This window comes from Salinicola salarius (genome assembly GCF_003206135.1).
Taxonomy (GTDB): Bacteria; Pseudomonadota; Gammaproteobacteria; order Pseudomonadales; family Halomonadaceae; genus Salinicola; species Salinicola salarius.
This window is the reverse complement of sequence record NZ_PZJT01000006.1, coordinates 339,648-360,968: the sequence shown is the minus strand read 5'-3', so window position 1 is coordinate 360,968 and position 21,321 is coordinate 339,648. Positions and strand designations below refer to the sequence as shown.

Genomic DNA, 21,321 nt, shown 5'->3' with positions numbered 1-21,321 from the left:
GTCTGGTGAGGTGGCGAGATGAGGAGATGACGGGAGGAAGAGACAAAAAAACGCCCCGCATGGCGGGGCGTTTCGGTGACCTCTTCTTGAAGCTGCGAGCATCGGAAGAGACGTGTCAGGCTTCCTGGGCGACCGGAATGACAGTAGCGGCCGCTTTCTGGAAATCCTCTATCTCATGGAAGTTCAAGTAGCGGTAGATCTCTCCCGCCATGGCATTGAACTCGCCCATGGTAGCCTTGTACTCCTCGACCGTTGGCAGGCGGCCTTCGACGGCAGCGATCGCCGCGAGCTCTGCCGATGCCAGATAGACATCAGCGCCGTCGCCCAGACGGTTGGGGAAGTTACGGGTAGAGGTGGATACGACGGTGGATTTCGGCGCCACGCGTGCCTGGTTACCCATGCACAGCGAGCAGCCCGGCATTTCCATGCGCGCGCCAGCCTTGCCGTAAATACCGTAGTAACCTTCCTCGGTCAGTTGATGTTGGTCCATCTTGGTCGGCGGCGCAAGCCATAGTCGTGTCTTCAGGCTACCGGCGGGCTGCTTTTCGAGCAGTTTACCGGCGGCACGGAAGTGACCGATGTTGGTCATGCACGAACCGATGAACACTTCATCGATCTGCGTGCCGGCCACTTCGGAAAGCAGTCGCGCGTCGTCCGGGTCGTTGGGCGCGCACAGCACCGGCTGGTCGATCTCGGCCAGGTCGATCTCGATGACCGCGGCGTATTCGGCATCGGCATCGGCACGCATCAGGCTCGGGTCGGCCAGCCAGGCTTCCATCGCCTCGATGCGGCGCTCCAGCGTGCGGCGATCACCGTAGCCTGCGCTGATCATCCACTTCAGCAGCGTGACGTTGGAGTTCAGGTACTCGGTAACGCTCTCTTCACCCAGCGTAATGGTACAGCCCGCTGCGCTACGCTCGGCGGACGCGTCGGAAAGCTCGAACGCCTGCTCGGCGGTGAGATCTTCCAGACCTTCGATTTCCAGAATACGGCCGGAGAAGATGTTCTTCTTGCCGGACTTGGCCACGGTCAGATGGCCCTGCTGGATGGCGTAGTAGGGAATCGCATGGACCAGGTCACGCAGGGTGATGCCCGGCTGGCGCTCGCCCTTGAAGCGCACCAGTACCGATTCCGGCATGTCCAGCGGCATCACGCCCGTTGCGGCGGCAAAAGCGACCAGGCCCGAGCCCGCCGGGAAGGAGATGCCCATCGGGAAGCGGGTGTGGGAGTCGCCGCCGGTGCCGACCGTGTCCGGCAGCAACATGCGGTTGAGCCAGGAGTGAATGATGCCGTCGCCGGGACGCAGCGAGACGCCGCCACGGTTCATGATGAAGTCGGGCAGGGTGTGATGCGTCTCGACGTCCACCGGCTTCGGGTAGGCCGCCGTGTGACAGAAGGACTGCATGACCAGATCGGCCTGGAAGCCGAGGCAGGCCAGGTCCTTCAGCTCGTCCCGCGTCATCGGGCCGGTGGTGTCCTGGGAGCCGACGGTGGTCATCTTCGGCTCGCAGTACATGCCCGGACGCACGCCGTCCATGCCGCAGGCCTTGCCGACCATCTTCTGTGCCAAGGTGAAGCCCTTGCCGGTGTCGACCGGCTGCTCCGGCTTGCGGAAGATGTCGGAGCCCGGCAGCCCGAGTTCGTTGCGGGCCTTCTCGGTCAGGCCGCGACCGATGATCAGCGGAATACGACCGCCGGCACGGACTTCGTCGAGGATGACCTGGGTCTTGAGCTGGAAAGTGGAGACGACTTCGTCGCTGTCGTGCCGGGTCACCTTGCCTTCGTAGGGATAGACATCGATGACGTCGCCCATTTCGAGCTTGTCGACGTCCATTTCGATCGGCAGGGCGCCTGCGTCTTCCATGGTGTTGAAGAAGATGGGCGCGATCTTGCCGCCGAAGCAGAAACCGCCGGCGCGCTTGTTGGGCACGTGGGGGATGTCGTCGCCAAAGAACCACAGCACCGAGTTGGTGGCGGATTTGCGCGAGGAGCCGGTACCGACCACGTCACCGACGTAGGCGACCGGGAAGCCTTTGGCCTTGACCGCTTCGATCTGTGACATCGGCCCTTTGGTGCCGGCGACTTCCGGCTCGATGCCGTCGCGCGGGTTCTTGAGCATGGCGTTGGCATGCAGCGGAATGTCCGGGCGTGACCAGGCATCCGGGGCAGGAGAGAGATCGTCGGTATTGGTTTCGCCCGGCACCTTGAACACGGCGATGCTGATTTTCTCGGGCAGGGCTGGCTTGGCGAGGAACCATTCGGCTTCGGCCCAGGATTCGAGCACGCCTTGAGCAATGGCGTTGCCGTTCTTGGCACGTTCGGCGACATCGTGGAAGGCGTCGAACATCAGCAGCGTGTGCTTCAGCTGTTCGCCGGCTTCCTGAGCGAGTTCACTGTCGTCGAGCAGTTCGACGAGCGTGGCAATGTTGTATCCGCCCTGCATGGTGCCGAGAAGCTTGACCGCATGGATCTTGTCGATCAGTGGCGAGGTCGCTTCACCCTTGGCGATAGCGGTGAGGAAGCCTGCCTTGACGTAAGCGGCTTCATCGACGCCCGGTGGTACGCGATCGGTGATCAGTTCGAGGAGAAATGCCTCTTCACCAGCGGGCGGCTGCTTCAGCAGCTCGACCAGTTGGGCGGTCATTTCGGCGTTCAACGGCTTCGGCGGCACGCCTTCGGCGGCGCGCTCCTCGACATGTTGGCGGTAAGCTTCAAGCACGGTGGAGAGCCTCATCTAGTGTTAGAGCCCGCATGAGCGATGTGTATTCGTAGCCGCGACTTTGTAACCGTTATGGGTACGTTTCGGTCGGCAACAGATCGGCTGCGGTGGGCGCAGCGAAGTCTACGTGAAACTGTCGACAATGTTAAGGAGCCGTCATCGTTCGGGCGGAACAGGGGCGGGCGGAGAAAACCGCGAAGAAAGTCAATGTCACCATGGTCGAGCAGATGGGTGTCGAAGTCTGGCTGGCCAGGCGCTACCATAGAGCGAAATTTCATCGAATCCACTTTGATTCAACGCACCGGAACCTGAGTGTCTCATCAGGCTCCAATCAACGATCCGGTGAAGGATGTCGCTCGCCGCGGTTCTGTCCCGTTTTTCGGCGAATCGCGCCGTATCCGACACGCGGTTCGAATCGTCGTTACCCGTGTGCGCCGCTTTTATTCATGTACTCGGCATTGCCTGTCGAGTGCTCGACGAACGTCAATGACTACCGAACGAATGACTGCCCATACCGATTGCACTACCGACGACCTGCTGCCTGCCGAGCTGCTCGATTTTCTGCCATGTGAAACCCCGAGGCGCTGGATAGAGGCGGCGCTAGAAAATCCCGCGCTGTTGCTGATCGACCACGCACAGTGCGAAAAGAAGGCGGCGTCGACGGCCATGAGCTTGATGTTTCGCTATGTGGATCGCCCCGAACTCCTGACCAAGATGTCCCAGCTCGCCCGCGAGGAGCTTCTGCACTTCGAGCAGGTGGTCGGGCTGATGCAGGAACGGGGCGTCGACTATTCCCACATTCAGGCGTCGCGCTATGCCGAGGGCCTGCGCGAGCACGTGGCGCGCGAGGAGCCGCACCGGCTGATCGACATCCTGATCGTCGGGGCCTTCATCGAAGCGCGTTCCTGCGAGCGTTTCGCCAGGTTGATTCCTCACCTCGATGAGTCGCTTGCCAAGTTCTATCGCTCGCTGGTGCGGTCGGAAGGGCGCCATTTCGAGGATTACCTGGGGCTTGCCGAGCGCTATGCGGGAAAGGAAGTGGTCGCTGAACGGGTGGCCCGCTTTGCCATTCACGAACAGGCCCTGATCGAAGGCGAAGACGCCATGTTTCGCTTTCACAGCGGCGTGCCGGCAGCCCGTGCCTCCTGATCACCGCTTTGGAACCATGGCTCTCGAGCCATGGCACGACGACGGCTGTCTCGTTCGTGACCACCGGGCGGCTGTACCTCTCACCGGATGAATGGAAAGCAATGAACCCAGGTCCAGCTACAACAACAATTTCGCTCTTCGGACACTTCGGTTATCAGCAGGGCGAGCGGGCTCTGACGCAGTTCAGCTATGACAAGGTGAAGGCGCTGCTGGTCTATCTCCTGATGCAGGAAACACCGGTCAGTCGTGCCGCTCTGGCTGAGATGCTGTGGCCGGATCAGGGCGTCAAGTCCGGCCGAACCAACCTTCGCCACGCCTTGCACTGTCTGCGTCACAGCCTCGGTGATCTTGCCGAGGTATCCCTGTCCGTCACCCGGCAGACGATCGCCTTCGATCTGCCGGCCTCTGTCGTCTGGGATCTCCGCGCGGCGGACGAGCTGCTTCAGCAGCCGCCCACCGTGGCGACTCTGGAGCAGTTGCTCGACCATTATCGGGGCGATCTGCTGGCGGAGCTTCATCTGGGGCAGTGTGTCGCTTTCCAGCAGTGGCTGGTGCGTACGCGAGGCGAGTGGCGCCAGCGGCTGATCGAATACGCGGAGCGGGTTCTGGAGGCTGCCTCGGCGCTACCGGAGGCGTTGCTACGCACCCTGATTCATCGTATTCCCGACTACTGCCCCTTTCATGAGCGTCTCGTACGACAGCTCGCCGAGCATGGACAGTTTGCTGCTGCTCGGGAACAGTTCAACGCCTTCCTGCAGCACCTGGCGCTCTCGGGACAGCAGCCGGAGCCCGGCTTTTTGCAGTTGGCGCGATTCTGGTCGGAGGTGCCAGCGCAGGGAGTGGCCAGCTCCGACTGGCTGAGTCAGGCGGGCTCGCCCGCCGCTCAAGCGGCGCAGCCGGGTGCTTTGGGTTACGTCGCCCAAGACATCGATTACCGCCAGATTACGGTGATGGCGATCGCTCTCAGGCCGGTGGATGCCGGCAACGATCTCGGCCGGGCGCTGGCATGCCTGAAAGCGCAGGGGCGACTGTTTCAGTGGCTGGAAACCCAGTGCCGGCATCTGGGCGGTTTCTGGCAGACCGCCGTGGGCAGCGGGATCGGCCTGGCGTGTTTTGGTACTCATGGGCCGACGCATCAGCTGGCCGAACTGGTGGCGCTGTTCGAACACTGCCGACAAGGCTTGGCCCGCGAGCTCGACAGCGTTTGGGAAGGTGATGATTCGCCCCCGCGATTCATGCTGACGGCCGGACTGGATAGCGGGCGAGTGATCTGGTTGCCGGAGCGACAATCGATCGACCCGTTCGGTGACGTGACACAAGTGGCATTGGCGATGATGGCGGCAGCGCAGAGCAGCGAGCTGGTGATATCGCTCAATGCCAGCCAGCATCTGCCGCCCGCGTTCGATCTGCAATCTCGCCTGACGCCGCGTCTGATCAGCAGTGACGGTCGTGTCCAGCGACGTGGGCTGGTGCTGGGCGTGGAATCCTCTAGACGCGAGGCCTTGCCGCCCAGCCTGATGGGGCGCGAGGCGGAGCTGCGCCAGTTACGGGATGCGCTGGCTCGGGTTTCCCTGGGGCTACGCCAGAGCCTGCTGGTGCTGGGAGATACCGGCATTGGCAAGTCCGCCTTGATGATCCATTTCCGTGAATACCTCCAGCACGAGGACGTCGCGGTGTTCTGGCGGCCCACGACTCGGCTGTCCAGCCAGACTTCGTACGGGCTGATCCAGTCGCTGCTCGGGTGGTATCTGGAACAGGAGCCGGATGGCGAAGCGCTCGGCCAACTGATCGATCGTACTGCTGTACTGCAGAAGATCGGCAGCGAGCGCCGGCGGCTGCTGATCGATGTGCTGGGCCGCGAACCCCTGGCGCGCGAAGATGCCGACGAGGCAGTGGAGCTGGTCACCCAACTGGTCCAGGCATTGATTCTCGAGATGGCCTCCCGTCGTCCGCTGGTGATCATCGTCGATGACCTGCAGTGGCTGGACGAACCCTCTCTCAAGGTATTGCTGAATCTGCAGGCCAGACTGCCGATTCATACCGCTTCGTTGCTGATAGCCTCGCATCAGAATCGTGAAGTCCCTCCGATCAGGTTGAACTGGGATCAGCAGGTAATTTTGGGGCGTCTCGATGGTCGCCTATCAGCGGATATGCTGGAGTATCTGGCACGTCGCCATCGGCTCAAGCTCGGACCCCGGCTGCGCGATCAGTTGATCCAGCGCTGCGAAGGCGTTCCGCTCTACCTGCAGGAGATTTGCCGCCGGTTGGAGATCGATCGGCGCGAAGGTCGACGGCTAAATGTCGACAGTCTGCCGAGCGGGTTGCTGGGATTGCTGGCCAGCCGTATCGATCAGTTGCAAGGTGATCGCCAGGTCGCCCACATGGCAGCCATCTTTGGCCGTCAGTTCGAAGCCGGCATGCTGCGCGATTGCCTGGAAGTCGGTGACGATGCGCTCAAGGCTGCGCTGGAGCAGATGCGGCGGCTGGAGATCATCGAACCCTGCGAAACCTGCCCTTACGATTTCCAGTTCACGCATCCGTTGCTGCAGGAGGCAGCCTATCTTTCCTGCCCGCAGGACGTGCGTATCGCCCTGCACCAGCGGGTGGTCGAAGTGATCGAATCACGCTATCCCGCCTGGATCAGCCGTCACCCCGGCGACTTCGCCGAGCACCTGAGGCGAAGCGGTGACCCGGCCCGTGCCGCGCGCTATTTCGAAATGGCCGCCCGGAGCGGGCTCAAGGTGAGTGCCAATCGCACGGCGCTGAGGCTGGCGGAGTCCGGCCTGGCCTGCCTGAACCAGGTGTCCGCCGGCGGCGCCGAGCGTCAGATCAGTCTGCTGACCGTCAAGGGGCAGGCGTGTTATGCACTGGAGGGCCACGGATCGCGAGCGGCGCATGAGAGTTTCCTTCAGGCTCAGGAGCTCTGGCAGGGTGCAGACCTGGATGACGAGGCTGCCGACGACCAGGCGTTTCTGGTGACCTGGGGGCTCTGGGTCGGCGCCAGCCAACGCCACGCCAACCGCGATGCGGAGTTGCTGGCCATGCAGCTGCGCGAGCTGGCCCAGCGCATCGACGACCCCCGTTACCAGCGCCTGGCGCTCTATGCCCGGGCTCACGGAGAGTACTGGAGCGGCAGGATATCGCTTGCCTACGAACATCTCGACCAGATCGACCCGTTGAATCAGCCGATGGTGCTGGAATGGTTGCCATACTCCGATCATCCGCAGGTGGCGGCAGCCTGCTACCAGAGCTGGGCGCTCTGCCTGCGCGGCGACTACCTGCGCGCGGAACAGCAGATGGAGACCGCCATTCGCTTGGCCGAGTCGGTTCGCCATCCGGGATCGCTGGCCCTGGCACTGATTTTTGCCGCCTCGCTCTACCGGCAACTGGGACATATTCACCTGGCCACTGAGCGCGGTCGCCGAGCGCACGAAATGACCCGGACCGAGGATCTCCAGCGCTGGCATTGGGAGGCCGACTGCGTACTGGGTTGGAGCCAGTCGCTGGCGGGGGAGGCGTGCGGCCTGAAACGAATCGAGGCCTGCATCGCGCAGTTGAGCGAGCTGACCGGCCGGGAGCCGCATCAACGGCCTTTGCTGTGGTACGGGGACGCCTGCCTGGCGCTCAACGATGTCGCGCTTGCTGTGACGTATCTGGAGCCTTGCCTCGACCAGGCGCGAACCCGACGTTCGCTGATGATGCCGCAGCTTGCGCTGCAGATGGCTCGCGCCAGGCATCGCATGGGGGACGACATGCAGACAGTTGCGGCCCTGATCGAGGAGGCGAGAATCTGGGCGGTCGAGGCGGGCAGCGCCCATATGGAGCTGAAGAGCCTGGAAATGTGGCTCTCGTTGGTCGATTCCGGCGATAAGGAAAAGCAGCAAGCGCTGCGCTATCGACTGGGAGAAGTGGCGCTGTCCGATGCGCCGGTTCTGACTCGCTGGCGGACGCTTCTGGACAACGTCAGCGCCCCGACCCGTGCGCCGGATTATCAGCTCTAGCCGTGACTCACGACAGCTTCCTTGCCTGGATCTGTGCATGGAAAAAGCGCCCGGCTCGACATTCGAACCGGGCGCTTTCAGGGCTGCCGTCGAAAATCTGTATCGAACTCGTCAGAGCGCAAACGACTCGAGCGTCAGCGTGTCGTCTTCGACTCTCAGCTGCCAGCCCACGCCGGGACGCCAGTCGCCGATGACGTAGCGTTTTGCCGGCTCGCCACCGACGGTGAGATCGTGGACGGCCGGACGGTGGGTATGGCCGTGAATCATGACCTTCACCTCATGAGCCTGCAGGGTCTCGACGACGGCTTCGGGAGTGACGTCCATGATGTCTTCGGCCTTGTTGGTATTGGCTTCGCCGGACTGCTGCCGTAGCTGCTTGGCCAGCGCCAGGCGTTCGGCGACCGGCATCGCTAGTATCTGCGCCTGCCAGGCCGGATTGCGCGCCTGCTGGCGGAAGGCCATGTAGGCTTCGTCTCGGGTACACAGGCTGTCGCCGTGCATCAGCAGGACGCGCTGACCCGCAAGTTCGACCACCGTCGGGTCGTCGAGCAGGGCGCAACCGCTATCCGCAGCGAATGACTCGCCGATCAGAAAATCCCGGTTGCCGTGCATGAACGCCAGCCGCGTACCGGCATCGCTGCAGGCCTTCAGTTCGGCAATGATCTGCTGCTCGAACTCGCCACGGTAGTCATCGCCGATCCAGGCTTCGAACAGATCGCCGAGGATGGTCAGCGAGGATGCCTGTCGGGCCGGACCGCGAAGGTAGTCGATGAACCCCTTGGCGATGTCCGGCTGGGAGGGGTGAAGATGGAGATCGGCAATCAGCAGTTGCATGCGAGAGATCGTTCCTTTCGATAGTCGGCCAATATCGGGATGAAGATCAGGCCGTGACTTCGGCGCGTTCGATGATGACATCTTCCGTGGGAACGTCGCTGTGCATGCCACGACGCCCGGTAGCGACCTGGCGGATGCTGTCGACTACGTCCATGCCTTCGACCACGCGGCCGAACACGCAGTAACCCCAGCCCTGCAGGCTCTTGTCGCGATGATTGAGGAAGTCGTTGTCGCCGACGTTGATGAAGAACTGCGCACTGGCCGAGTGCGGGTCCTGGGTGCGTGCCATGGCAACGCTGCCCTTCTGGTTGGCCAGGCCGTTGTCGGCTTCGTTCTCGATGGGCGCACGCGTGGACTTCTGCTCGAAGTCGGTGTCGAAGCCGCCGCCCTGGACCATGAATCCGTCGATCACGCGATGGAACAGCGTGCCGTCATAGTGGCCGTCCTTGACGTACTGCTCGAAGTTGGCGGCAGTTTTCGGAGCCTTGTCATGGTCGAGTTCGAGTTTGATGACACCGTGGTTGGTATGCAAGACGATCATCGGAAATCCTGAGCGATTCTGGGCTGTCGATAGGTGGCGGCCGGCTTGGCGCCGGCCGCGGGCGTCGCGCTATAATAGCGGTTTTGGGCCGGCGGGAGAAACCGCTGTCCCTGCGTGTTAACCTGCCGTCATCCGGGCCGCATCTTTGGCCGATCATTCGAATTACAGAGGTTGCCTGCATTCCATGAGCGTCGAAAGCAACACGAGCGCCGAGAGCCCCAACGACAACGCCGAGACCCAGCACGGTGCCGATACCCAGCAGGGCGCGCCGAACTTCTTGCGTAACCAGATTCGGGACGAAATCGAGTCGGGCCAGGCCAAGACGATCGTGACTCGCTTCCCGCCGGAGCCGAACGGGTTTCTGCACATCGGCCATGCCAAGTCGATCTGGGTCAATTTCGGCCTGGCGGAGCAGTTCGGTGGGCGATGCCATCTGCGCTTCGACGACACCAATCCCGCCAAGGAAGAACAGGCGTATATCGATGCCATCCAGGAGGATATCCGCTGGCTCGGGTACGAATGGAGCGGGGCGGTGCGCTTTGCTTCCGACTACTTCGATCAGTTGTACGCCTGGGCCCAGCACCTGGTGCGGGAAGGCAAGGCTTACGTCGACGATCTTTCGCCGGAGGAGATTCGCGAATATCGGGGCACGCTGACCGAGCCGGGCCGCCCGAGTCCGTATCGCGATCGCAGTGTCGATGAAAATCTCGACCTGCTCGAGCGCATGCGCCTGGGCGAATTCGACGAAGGGGCGAAGGTGCTTCGGGCCAGGATCGACATGGCCGCGCCGAACATCAACCTGCGCGATCCGATCCTCTACCGCATTCGTCATGCGCATCACCACCAGACCGGCGATGCGTGGAAGATCTATCCCTCCTACGACTTTACCCATGGGCAGTCCGACGCCATCGAGGGCATCACGCATTCGCTATGCACGCTGGAGTTCGAGGACCATCGACCGCTGTACGAATGGTTCCTGGACCAGTTACCGGTGCCGTCCAGACCCCGGCAGACCGAGTTCGCGCGGATGAATGTCAACTATACGGTGACGTCCAAGCGCAAGCTCAAGCTGCTGGTCGATCAGAACGTGGTCGATGGCTGGGACGATCCGCGCATGCCGACGATCTCCGGGCTGCGCCGCCGGGGCTATACGCCGGCGTCGCTGCGCAAGTTCTGCGACATGACCGGGGTCAGCCGTGCCGCCAACGTGGTCGATATCGCGATGCTGCATTTCGCCATTCGTTCGGATCTCGAGGACAACGCGCCGCGCGCCATGTGCGTTCTCGACCCGCTGAAGGTGGTGTTGACCAATGTCCCGGCGGATCACGACGAGGCCTTCGAGGTGCCCGGGCATCCGGCGCGCGAGGACATGGGCATGCGCCGGCTGCCATTCACCCGCGAGATCTGGATCGATCGCGACGACTTCATGGAAGAGCCGCCGAAGAAATTCTTCCGCCTGGCGCCCGGCAAGGAAGTTCGTTTGCGCAACGGCTATGTCATCCGCTGCGACGAGGTGATCAAGGGCGGGGGCGGCGAGATCGAGGCACTGCACTGCAGCGTCGACTTCGACACGCTGGGCAAGAATCCGGAAGGGCGCAAGGTCAAGGGCGTCATCCACTGGGTCAGCGCGGAACATGGCGTGCCGGTGGAGGTCCGTCTGTACGACAACCTGTTCCTCGACGAGGCGCCGGACCGTGACAAGGACGCCGATTTCCTCGAGCACCTGAACCCGGAGTCGCTGATTGTCGTGGAAGGGATCGCCGAGCCGGCGCTGGCGAAAGTGGAACCCGAAGCGCGCTACCAGTTCGAACGCGTTGGCTACTTCTGTGCCGATCGTCACGCTTGTCGCGATGGCAAGCTGGTGTTCAACCGCACCGTGGGGCTCAAGGATAGCTGGGCCAAGATTCAGAAGAAGCAGAGCTAAGGTAGCGAGAACATGAGCGCGCTGGAGATCTACAACACGCTGACGCGACGCAAGGCGGCGCTGGAACCGATCGAGCCCGGCAAGCTGCGGATGTACGTCTGCGGCATGACGGTCTACGACTACTGCCATCTGGGCCATGCCCGCGTCATGGTGGCGTTCGACGTGATCACTCGCTGGCTGCGTCAGACCGGGCTGGACGTGACCTACGTTCGCAATATCACCGATATCGACGACAAGATCCTCAGGCGCGCGGAGGAGAATGGCGAGTCGATATCGGCATTGACCGAGCGCATGATCGCGGCGATGCACGAGGACGAGGCGCGGCTCGGCGTGCTGCGCCCGGATGCGGAGCCGCGTGCGACCGGCCACATTCCCGAGATCGTGGCGATGATCGAGCGCCTGATCGAAGGCGGTTATGCCTATGCGGCCGACAATGGTGACGTCTACTATCGTGTTCGGCGCTTCGCCGACTACGGCAAGCTCAACAATCGCAACCTCGACGACATGAGAGCGGGCGCGAGGGTCGATGTCGACGCGCACAAGGAAGATCCGCTCGATTTCGTGCTATGGAAAGCCGCCAAGCCAGGCGAAGCGAGCTGGTCGTCGCCATGGGGCGACGGGCGGCCCGGTTGGCATATCGAGTGTTCGGCGATGTCGACCTGTTGCCTGGGCGATACCTTCGATATTCATGGCGGCGGGCCGGACCTGACTTTCCCGCATCACGAGAACGAGATCGCTCAGAGCGAGGCGGCGACGGGCAAGCCCTACGTCAACGTGTGGATGCACGCTGGCGCGGTGCGCGTCAATCAGGAGAAGATGTCCAAGTCGCTGGGCAACTTCTTCACCATTCGCGATGTATTGGAAGTGCACGATCCGGAAGTGGTCCGCTACCTGCTGGTCGCGAGCCACTATCGAAGCCCGATCAACTACGCGCCGGAGTCGCTCAGCGAGGCGCGCAAGTCGCTGGAGCGCTTCTATCATGCGCTCGATGGCGTCGAGCTGGCCCATGGAGATGTCGAAGGAGTCTACGCCGAGCGATTTTCGGCGGCGATGAACGATGATTTCAATACGCCGGAAGCACTATCGGTACTGTTCGATCTGGCCCGGGAGATCAACCGGTTGCGCGATGCCGAGCCGGCCCATGCCGGGGCGCTGGGGCAGGAGCTCAAGCGACTGGCCAGTGTGCTGGGGCTGCTTGGGCGCGAACCGGCCGAATTCCTCAAGGCGGGGGCTGCCGGTCTGCCGCTGAGTGAAGCCGAGATCGAGACGCGTATCGAGGCGCGGGCCGCGGCCAAGGGCAATCGGGATTTCGCCGAGGCCGATCGGATCCGCGACGAGCTGGCAGCATTGGGTATCGTGCTCAAGGACTCTCGCGAAGGTACCCGTTGGAGTTTCGAGGCGCCTCCGGCCTGATGCTGTCATGGCCTTGAAACGACGAACCCCGCNNGCGGGGTTCGTCGTTGAGGGCGTCATGATTCGGGAAACGGGATCATTGCCCGGCCAGGCGAGCGAGGATCGCATCGACCATCTTGGCGGAATGCGTCGCGGCCCGTTCCAGGAAGGCGTCAAAGGAGAGTTCGGACTGCTTGCCGGCGATATCCGACAGCGCCCGAATGACCACGAACGGGCACGCGAACAGATGGCAGGTCTGGGCAATCGCGGCGGCTTCCATCTCTACTGCCAGCATCTGGGGGAAATATCCGCGCACGGTGTCGACCCGTGTCGGATCGGCCATGAAGCTGTCGCCGGTACAGATCAGGCCTTCGTGGACGCGTAGATCCCCGAGGCTTTCGATGCAGGCGCGCGCGGTCTCGATCAGCCCGGGATCCGGGGCAAAGCCTGCCGGCATGCCGGGAACCTGGCCCATTTCGTAGCCGAAAGCGGTGACGTCGACATCGTGATGGCGCACCTCGCTGGAGATGACCACGTCGCCGACTTCCATGGCCGCACCGAAGCCGCCGGCAGAGCCGGTGTTGATGACGGCGTCCGGCTGGTAGTGGGTCATCAGCTGCGTTGCGCCCACCGTGGCATTGACTTTGCCGATGCCTGACTGGAGTAGTACGACCCGAAGCCCGTGGCGCTCACCGACGTGAAAAGTGCCGCCGGGATGATGTTCGATGCGGGCGTTGTCCAGATGAGAGGCGAGCAGGGCGACTTCCTGCTCCATGGCGCCAATGATACCGATAGTCTGCATGCGTTATCCGTCCTGGTCCGTCAGATCAGTGCGTAGAGTTGAGGTGTCGTCGGTGCGTCATTGTGCATCGTGAAGCTCGGCCGCTTGCAGGGTGTTCTGCAGCAAGGTGGCAACCGTCATCGGTCCGACACCGCCGGGCACCGGGGTGATCCAGCTGGCGCGCTCGGCTGCGGTGTCGAAATCGACATCGCCCACCAGGGTGCCGTCTTCCCGACGGTTGATGCCGACATCGATGACAATGGCGCCGGGCTTGACCCAGTTGCCATCGATCAGGCCGGGCTTGCCGGTAGCAACCACCAGCAGATCGGCCTGTCGGACCTTGTCTTCCAGCCCCTGAGTGAATCGATGACAGATCGTGGTGGTACAGCCGGCAAGCAGCAGTTCCAGCGCCATCGGCCGGCCGACGATATTGGAAGCGCCGACGATGGTGGCGTCCAGCCCCCGGAGCGGGATCCCGCTCTGTTCGAGCAGCGTGATGATGCCCTTGGGCGTGCAGGGGCGCAGCAGCGGCAACCGCTGCGCCAGGCGGCCCAGGTTGTACGGATGAAAGCCGTCGACATCCTTGTCCGGACGAATGCGCTCGAGCAAGGGATTGGCATCGAGATGTGCGGGTAGCGGAAGCTGTAGAAGGATGCCGTCGACGGCAGGATCGGCGTTCAGGCGATCGATCAGCGCTTCCAGGTCCTGCTGCGTCGTGGTGGTCTCGAGCCGGTGGCTGAAGGAGAGAATGCCGGCGTTCTCGCAGGCTCGGTGCTTGTGGCTGACGTAGACCTCCGAGGCCGGATCGTGGCCGATCAGTATGACGGCCAACCCCGGGCGACGCAGCCCGCGCTGGGTTCGATGTTCCACGTCGACTTTCACTCGATTGCGGATTGAGCCGGCAATGGCCTTGCCATCGATCAACTGAGCGGTCATCGACTTTCCTTTCTGAGTGCTGAGGGGGTCGGCGGAAGGCCGACTGAGGTCGGCAATTTTCGCACGCCCAGAGATGCAGTCAACGCGCGACGGGGCGTCAGTGCCATTTGCGGCATTTTTGATGCTGCGCTGCGAGATGCAATCGAGGTTAAGTGCACGTAAGGGCTTGACCCGACAGAAAGGATCCGTAGAATACGCAGCGCATCGAGGGGCTCGTAGAGTCATCGGGCACGAATGGGATCAAACGGGGTATAGCGCAGTCTGGTAGCGCGCCTGCTTTGGGAGCAGGATGTCGGGGGTTCAAATCCCTCTACCCCGACCATGATGATACCGCTCGTGTCGGTGAAAATGCAGCCGGTGTTGGAATGCGCCTATAGCTCAACCGGATAGAGCAACGGCCTTCTAAGCCGTAGGTTGCAGGTTCGAGTCCTGCTGGGCGCGCCACTCGTTACCTGGTGATGTGGTCCCGGTCGATGCGAAAATCGGTATGGTGGGTGTAGCTCAGTGGTAGAGCCCCGGATTGTGGCTCCGGTGGTCGTGGGTTCGATCCCCATCATCCACCCCATGCCGATCAGCTTTGAGAAATGGTGGGTGTAGCTCAGTGGTAGAGCCCCGGATTGTGGCTCCGGTGGTCGTGGGTTCGATCCCCATCATCCACCCCATTTCTTCCTCGGTGATAGTCCTTTCTTTTCGGTACTGCCTCCTTTTACTGCGCGTCGCCATCTCTGTCGAATGTTGTGGTTCGATGTTCGAGATGCGTGTCAGGTTAGCCTTAAGTCGATATTTATGGCTTCGGGCTTGTATTTCGTCCCGATTGGCACCATTTACCGCCCTAGTCTGCTTGCCAGTAGGCATGGGGATTCATAAAATCGCCCCCTGTTTAGAAATGAGCGCTTTGAAATGACAGTTTTGAAGCCTGGTTTTTGAGTTGCAATCACAGAACGCCCCCGTCGGTAGAGGATCATCTATGCAAGTTTCCGTTGAGACGACATCCCAGATCGAACGTCGCATCACTGTTCAGGTTCCGGCAGCCGAGGTTGACGAGGCCGTTGCTGCTCGCCTGCAAGACACCGCCAAGCGCGTTCGTCTGAATGGCTTTCGTCAAGGGAAGATCCCGATGGCGGTCGTGCGTCAGCGCTACGGTCAAGACGTGCGCAACGAAGTCGTCAGTGAGCTCATGCGTCAACACTACGTGCGGGCGATTACCGAGCAGAGCCTGAACCCTGCAGGCTATCCGTCGATCGAGCCCAAGATCGATCAGACCGGCAAGGATCTGGAGTTCGTTGCCACGCTGGAAGTCTATCCCGAGATCGAACTGAAGAGCATCGACGGTACGGTCGTGGAGCGTCCCAAGACAGAAATCACGGACGCCGATATCGACACCATGATCGAAACGCTGCGCGGTCAGCGGGCCAAGTTCCAGCCGGTTGAGCGCGCGGCGGAAAATGGCGATCAGGTCAAGATCGATTTCCAGGGATTCCTGGGCGACGAGCCGTTCGAAGGTGGCGCCGCCGAAGGGCATGAGCTCGAGCTGGGGTCCAACCGTTTCATCCCCGGCTTCGAAGAACAGCTGATCGGTGCCAAGGCTGGTGAAGAGAAGCGCATCAGCGTGACCTTCCCGGAAGATTACCAGGCCGAACATCTGGCGGGTCAGGAAGCGACCTTCAAGGTGACGGTTCATGAAGTCTCCGCCAAGGCGCTGCCGGAAGTCGATGCCGACTTCATCAAGGAATTCGGTGTGGAAGACGGCGATGCCGACAAGTTCCGTGCCGAGATCAAGAGCAACATGGAGCGCGAGGTCAAGCAGGCGGCGCAGAATCGCGTCAAGCAGCAGGCTCTCGATGCGCTGCAGAAAGCCAATGACGTCACCGTGCCCCAGTCACTGGTCGACCAGGAGACCGAGGGGCTCAAGCGTCAGGCGGCTCAGCAGTTCGGTCTTGGCGAAGACTTCGATGTCAGCCAGTTGCCCAACGAGCTGTTCGCCGACCAGGCCCGTACTCGCGTCAAGGTCGGTCTGCTGCTGGCGGAAGTCATCAAGCAACACGAGCTGGACGCCAGCGACGACGAGATCCGTGCTCGCGCCGAAGAGTTGGCATCTCAGTATCAGCAGCCCGAGCAGGCCGTCGAGCAGTACATGCAGAACGACGAGCTCAAAGGGCAGATCAAGTCGGCGGTGCTGGAAGACAAGGCCGTTGACAAGCTTCTCGAGCAGGCCCAGGTTAACGACGTCAGCATGAGCTACGAGCAAGTGCTTCAGGCGGCTCAACAGGCCGAGCAATCGGCTGAAGAAGCTGAAGAAGACGAGGCCGAGGAAAGCGATTCCAAAGCATGATGGGTGCTTGGTAAGCGAGCGGCCCGGCCGAAGCCGGGCCGCTAGTCGATGGGCCTGACAATCACCAGCTGTAAGGAAATCGCGATGCGTAACGAGTTCGACATCAGTAATGCTGGCGGCCTGGTCCCGATGGTGGTGGAGCAGAGTGCGCGCGGCGAGCGGTCGTACGATATCTACTCTCGTCTGCTCAAAGAACGTGTCATCTTCCTGGTCGGCCCGGTCGAGGACTACATGGCCAACCTGGTCGTGGCACAGCTGCTATTCCTGGAGTCCGAAAATCCTGACAAGGATATTCATCTCTATATCAACTCGCCGGGTGGTTCAGTGACGGCGGGCATGTCCATTTATGACACCATGCAGTTCATCAAGCCGGATGTCTCGACGGTCTGTATCGGCCAGGCGGCCAGCATGGGCGCGCTGTTGCTGGCTGGCGGCGCGAAGGACAAGCGCTTCTGCCTGCCGCATTCGCGCATGATGATCCACCAGCCGCTTGGGGGTTATCAGGGGCAGGCAGCGGACATCGAGATCCACACCCGTGAAATCCTGACCATTCGCCAGAAGCTGAATCGCATCCTGGCGAACCACACGGGTCAGGATATCGACAAGATCGCTCAGGACACCGACCGTGACAACTTCATGGATGGTAGTCAGGCCGTCGAATACGGCCTGATCGACGCCGTGCTGGATAAGCGTCCGGTATCCTGATAGCGTTTGAGTCAAGGTTTCACACGACGGCGTGCTGCGCCGTCGTCCTGACGAGGTACACGAATGGCCGACGGTAAAGGCAAAGACGACAACGGCAAGCTGCTGTACTGCTCGTTCTGCGGCAAGAACCAGAACGAAGTGCGCAAGCTCATCGCAGGCCCGTCTGTCTACATCTGTGACGAGTGTGTCGATCTCTGCAATGACATCATTCGCGAGGAGGTTCTGGAAGCCGACGCCGAGAGCGATGAAGACCGTCTTCCCGTACCCCGAGAGATTCGTAATACGCTCGACGACTATGTGATTGGCCAGGATCGCGCCAAGATGGTGTTGTCCGTTGCGGTCTACAATCACTACAAGCGTCTACGCAGTGGTGGCAAGAGCGACGGCATCGAGCTGGGCAAGTCCAACATCCTGCTGATTGGCCCGACGGGCAGCGGCAAGACGCTGCTGGCGGAAACGCTGGCACGCCTGCTCAATGTGCCGTTCACGATCGCAGACGCCACGACGCTCACCGAAGCGGGCTACGTGGGCGAGGATGTCGAGAACATCATCCAGAAGTTGCTGCAGAAATGTGACTACGACGTCGAGAAGGCCCAGCGCGGCATCGTCTATATCGACGAGATCGACAAGATTTCGCGCAAGTCGGACAATCCCTCCATCACGCGTGACGTGTCCGGTGAAGGCGTGCAGCAGGCGCTGCTCAAGCTGATCGAAGGGACGACGGCTTCCGTTCCACCGCAGGGCGGCCGCAAGCATCCGCAGCAGGAATTCCTGCAAGTCGACACCGGCAATATCCTGTTCATCGTCGGCGGCGCCTTCGCTGGCCTGGACAAGGTGATTCGTGACCGTGCCGAGAAGGGCGGAATTGGTTTCAATGCTGCGGTGAAGAGCAAGGAAAGCAACAAGGGTGTCGGTGATGTCCTTGCCGACGTCGAGCCCGAGGATCTCGTCAAGTTCGGATTGATTCCCGAGTTCGTCGGACGCTTGCCGGTGATCGCGACATTGACCGAGCTGACCGAAGATGCGCTGGTCCAGATCCTGACCGAGCCCAAGAACTCGCTGGTCAAGCAGTATGCGCACCTGTTCGAGATGGAAGGGGTGGAGCTGGACTTCCGTGAAGATGCCTTGCGAGCCGTGGCGCACAAGGCCATGGAACGCAAGACGGGCGCGCGTGGGCTACGTTCGATTCTGGAATCGGTACTGCTGGAGACGATGTACGACGTGCCGTCGCTCGACGGCGTTACCAAGGTCGTGATCGACAGCTCAGTCATTACCGGCGATAGCGAACCGCTGCTGATCTACTCCAAGCAGGAAGAGAGTCGTGTCGTCAATAAAGACGGGTGATCGGGACGTGTCGTTCCGTTCAGCTATCTAGCGAGGGGGCCTGATGGCCCCCTTTTTTATGGATTCGGTCTTTCAGGGATTCGCTAGTCTATCGGATGCTACTTGTATCTGGCTGATGACGCCCCCACGTACCTTTCATATTGATATTGCCGCTCTGGTGGCTCACCCATCCGAAAGTTTGTCGAGGAAATGCTGTAATGGCGCAGAGCTCTGACCAGACATTGACGCTTCCGCTCTTGCCGCTACGTGACGTGGTAGTCTATCCGCAGATGGTCATACCACTGTTCGTGGGGCGGGAAAAATCGATCCGGGCGCTGGAAACCGCGATGGAGCACGACAAGCGCGTGCTATTGGTCGCGCAGCGTGAGGCGGCTCATGACGACCCCGGTGTCGACGATCTTTTCAGTATCGGCACGGTGGCCGATATCATGCAGCTGCTCAAGCTTCCCGACGGTACGGTCAAGGTGCTTATCGAAGGGAGCTTCCGGGCCGATATCCAGGAGGTTTCGCAGGACGAGGACGGCTTCATCAGCGCGCAGGCAGTGGCGCGGGATAGTGAGCCGCTGAGCGAACGTGAGCAGGAGTCTCTGGTTCGCGTGCTGCTCAATCAGTTCGAGCAGTACGTCAAGCTGTCCAAGAAGGTGCCTGGCGAGGTTCTCTCTTCGCTGCAGGAGATCGAAGATCCCAGCCGGCTCGTCGACACGATCTGTGCGCACCTGTCATTGAAGATCGATGACAAGCAGGAGCTGCTCGAGATGGATCGTGTGCGCGATCGGGTCGAACACCTGATGGCGCTGATCGAGTCCGAGATCGATCTGCTGCAGGTCGAGAAACGCATCCGGTCGCGGGTCAAGGACCAGATGGAGAAGTCTCAGCGCGAGTACTATCTCAATGAGCAGATGAAGGCCATCCAGAAGGAGATGGGCGAGCTCGAGAACGTGCCCAACGAGGCGGAAAAGTACGAGCAGCGCATCAAGGAAGCCGGGATGCCCCAAGAAGCCGTCGACAAGGCTACTCAGGAGCTCGGCAAACTCAAGATGATGTCGCCCACCTCTGCCGAGGCGACCGTCGTCCGCTCGTATCTGGATTGGGTCCTGTCCGTGCCATGGAAAAAGCGGACTCGGGTGAAGCATGACCTGCCGCACGCTGCCAAGGTGCTGGACGAGGATCATTATGGCCTGGAAGAAGTCAAGGAACGCATTCTTGAGTATCTTGCCGTACAAAAGCGGGTCAAGAAGCTCAAGGGGCCGGTGCTGTGTCTTGTCGGCCCGCCCGGCGTAGGCAAGACATCACTGGGCCAGTCGATTGCGCGCGCCACCAACCGGCGCTACGTACGCCTGGCATTGGGTGGCGTGCGTGATGAATCCGAGATCCGCGGTCACCGGCGCACTTACATCGGCTCGCTGCCGGGTAAGCTGATTCAGCGCATGAGCAAGGCGGGAGTACGCAATCCGCTGTTCCTGCTCGATGAAGTCGACAAGATCGGCATGGATCATCGTGGAGATCCTTCCTCTGCGCTGCTGGAAGTGCTGGACCCCGAGCAGAACGACAAGTTCAACGATCATTATCTCGAGCTCGATTACGATCTGTCGGACGTGATGTTCCTCTGTACGGCCAATTCGATGAACATTCCCGGTCCGTTGCTGGACCGTATGGAAGTCATTCGTCTGCCGGGGTATACCGAGGACGAGAAGCTCGCCATCGCCAAGCGCTACCTGGTTCCCAAGCAGCTCAAGGCGAACGGGCTCAAGGAAGGCGAACTGACGTTCAGCGACGAGTCCGTGCTCGAGCTGATCCGCTATTATTCCCGCGAAGCCGGGGTGCGTGAACTCGAGCGCCAGGTCGCCAAGGTCTGCCGCAAGGTGCTTCGTGAACGTCTGGAAACGGAAAAAGGCCAGGGCGCCCAGGCCGGGCAGACTCTGTCGGCCGATGATATCGAACGCTACGCTGGCGTGCGCCGCTACAGCTATGGCCTGGCGGATCAGGAGCATCAGGTCGGCCGCGTCACCGGGCTGGCCTGGACTTCGGTCGGCGGCGAACTGCTGTACATCGAGTCTGTCGTGACGCCGGGCAAGGGGCGGGTCAACAAGACTGGCTCACTGGGCGACGTCATGAAGGAGTCCGTCAGTGCCGCTCACACCGTGGTGCGGGCGAGAGCGCGCCAGTTCGGTATCGACCCCGAGCGCTTCGAAAAGGAAGACCTGCATATCCATGTTCCCGAGGGCGCCACGCCGAAGGATGGCCCGAGCGCAGGCATCGGCATGGTAACGGCCATGGTGTCGGCCTATACCGGGCGGCCCGTACGCTGTGACGTGGCAATGACCGGCGAAGTCAATCTGCGTGGCGAAGTCATGCCGATCGGCGGGCTCAAGGAGAAATTGCTGGCTGCACGGCGCGGTGGTATAAAGACCGTACTCATACCGGAAGAGAATCGTCGGGACCTCAAAGAGGTGCCCGAGAACATCAAGAATGCATTGGACATTCGTTCGGTGAAGTGGATTGATGACGTGTTGTCAACGGCATTGACGAACCATGTCGACGACGATGACAAGCTCGCCGAAGATGTAGCTTCTTCGCAAACCAATGTCAGCACACATTGATCTCATCGATGCGTAAATTTCGTGCGCCAGGCCCGATATGACGCGGTTTTTCTGATGATCTCG

Annotated in this window: 13 protein-coding genes and 4 tRNA genes; 12 read left to right on the top strand and 5 right to left on the bottom strand. The window is 61.3% G+C overall.

The genetic code is table 11. The features are described 5' to 3' along the window. Positions 1 to 115 precede the first annotated feature (115 nt). Entirely contained in the window at positions 116 to 2,719 is a 2,604-nt protein-coding gene (gene acnB / locus DOM32_RS08120) for a bifunctional aconitate hydratase 2/2-methylisocitrate dehydratase (protein WP_110633414.1), read from the bottom strand. Between the two features lie 486 nt (positions 2,720 to 3,205). Between acnB and DOM32_RS08115 the strand changes: the two genes are divergently transcribed. Together DOM32_RS08115 and DOM32_RS08110 are read left to right on the top strand one after the other, a co-directional pair. Beyond that, positions 3,206 to 3,868, top strand: a complete 663-nt coding sequence (locus DOM32_RS08115; RefSeq protein WP_244179855.1) for a MiaE family protein — start codon at positions 3,206 to 3,208, stop codon at positions 3,866 to 3,868. Between the two features lie 101 nt (positions 3,869 to 3,969). Further along, on the top strand, positions 3,970 to 7,869 hold the full coding sequence (locus DOM32_RS08110) for an ATP-binding protein (RefSeq protein ID WP_110633079.1): 3,900 nt from the start codon (positions 3,970 to 3,972) through the stop codon (positions 7,867 to 7,869). Positions 7,870 to 7,980: 111 nt separating this feature from the next. Here the strand turns inward: DOM32_RS08110 and DOM32_RS08105 are convergent, their stop codons facing one another. Both DOM32_RS08105 and DOM32_RS08100 read right to left on the bottom strand, forming a co-directional pair. Continuing rightward, a complete protein-coding gene (locus DOM32_RS08105) occupies positions 7,981 to 8,703 on the bottom strand; it encodes a UDP-2,3-diacylglucosamine diphosphatase (protein ID WP_110633076.1) in 723 nt (240 codons plus the stop codon). Between the two features lie 46 nt (positions 8,704 to 8,749). After that, positions 8,750 to 9,244, bottom strand: coding sequence for a peptidylprolyl isomerase (locus DOM32_RS08100; protein WP_071230169.1), 495 nt, complete (start codon positions 9,242 to 9,244; stop codon positions 8,750 to 8,752). A gap of 184 nt (positions 9,245 to 9,428) precedes the next feature. Between DOM32_RS08100 and DOM32_RS08095 the strand changes: the two genes are divergently transcribed. Together DOM32_RS08095 and cysS are read left to right on the top strand one after the other, a co-directional pair. Continuing rightward, the gene (locus DOM32_RS08095; RefSeq protein ID WP_110633073.1) at positions 9,429 to 11,168 is read left to right on the top strand and encodes a glutamine--tRNA ligase/YqeY domain fusion protein; all 1,740 of its coding nucleotides are present in this window, start codon (positions 9,429 to 9,431) and stop codon (positions 11,166 to 11,168) included. Positions 11,169 to 11,189: 21 nt separating this feature from the next. Further along, entirely contained in the window at positions 11,190 to 12,581 is a 1,392-nt protein-coding gene (gene cysS / locus DOM32_RS08090; RefSeq protein WP_170835837.1) for a cysteine--tRNA ligase, read from the top strand. A gap of 76 nt (positions 12,582 to 12,657) precedes the next feature. Here cysS and mtnN read toward each other — a convergent pair whose 3' ends face one another. Continuing rightward, positions 12,658 to 13,362 carry a 5'-methylthioadenosine/S-adenosylhomocysteine nucleosidase gene (gene mtnN, locus DOM32_RS08085; protein ID WP_110633070.1) on the bottom strand — a complete coding sequence of 235 codons (705 nt, stop codon included), beginning with the start codon at positions 13,360 to 13,362 and terminating at the stop codon, positions 12,658 to 12,660. Between the two features lie 57 nt (positions 13,363 to 13,419). Beyond that, positions 13,420 to 14,277 (bottom strand): bifunctional methylenetetrahydrofolate dehydrogenase/methenyltetrahydrofolate cyclohydrolase FolD, encoded by an 858-nt coding sequence (gene folD / locus DOM32_RS08080; RefSeq protein ID WP_110633067.1) that lies wholly within the window; start codon positions 14,275 to 14,277, stop codon positions 13,420 to 13,422. A 245-nt stretch (positions 14,278 to 14,522) separates the two neighbouring features. Here folD and DOM32_RS08075 point away from each other — a divergent pair. From DOM32_RS08075 to lon, 8 genes are all read left to right on the top strand, one after another. Then, positions 14,523 to 14,599, top strand: a tRNA-Pro gene (locus tag DOM32_RS08075). A 45-nt stretch (positions 14,600 to 14,644) separates the two neighbouring features. Then, a tRNA-Arg gene (locus DOM32_RS08070) sits at positions 14,645 to 14,721 on the top strand. 46 nt (positions 14,722 to 14,767) lie between these two features. Then, a tRNA-His gene (locus DOM32_RS08065) sits at positions 14,768 to 14,842 on the top strand. A gap of 22 nt (positions 14,843 to 14,864) precedes the next feature. Beyond that, positions 14,865 to 14,939: transfer RNA gene (locus DOM32_RS08060), tRNA-His, on the top strand. Positions 14,940 to 15,244: 305 nt separating this feature from the next. Continuing rightward, the gene (gene tig / locus DOM32_RS08055) at positions 15,245 to 16,609 is read left to right on the top strand and encodes a trigger factor (protein ID WP_110633064.1); all 1,365 of its coding nucleotides are present in this window, start codon (positions 15,245 to 15,247) and stop codon (positions 16,607 to 16,609) included. An 84-nt stretch (positions 16,610 to 16,693) separates the two neighbouring features. Beyond that, on the top strand, positions 16,694 to 17,314 hold the full coding sequence (gene clpP / locus DOM32_RS08050; RefSeq protein WP_071230174.1) for an ATP-dependent Clp endopeptidase proteolytic subunit ClpP: 621 nt from the start codon (positions 16,694 to 16,696) through the stop codon (positions 17,312 to 17,314). Between the two features lie 63 nt (positions 17,315 to 17,377). Continuing rightward, positions 17,378 to 18,658 (top strand): ATP-dependent Clp protease ATP-binding subunit ClpX, encoded by a 1,281-nt coding sequence (gene clpX, locus DOM32_RS08045; RefSeq protein WP_110633061.1) that lies wholly within the window; start codon positions 17,378 to 17,380, stop codon positions 18,656 to 18,658. A gap of 197 nt (positions 18,659 to 18,855) precedes the next feature. Further along, a complete protein-coding gene (lon, locus tag DOM32_RS08040; RefSeq protein ID WP_110633059.1) occupies positions 18,856 to 21,258 on the top strand; it encodes an endopeptidase La in 2,403 nt (800 codons plus the stop codon). Positions 21,259 to 21,321: the final 63 nt, after the last annotated feature.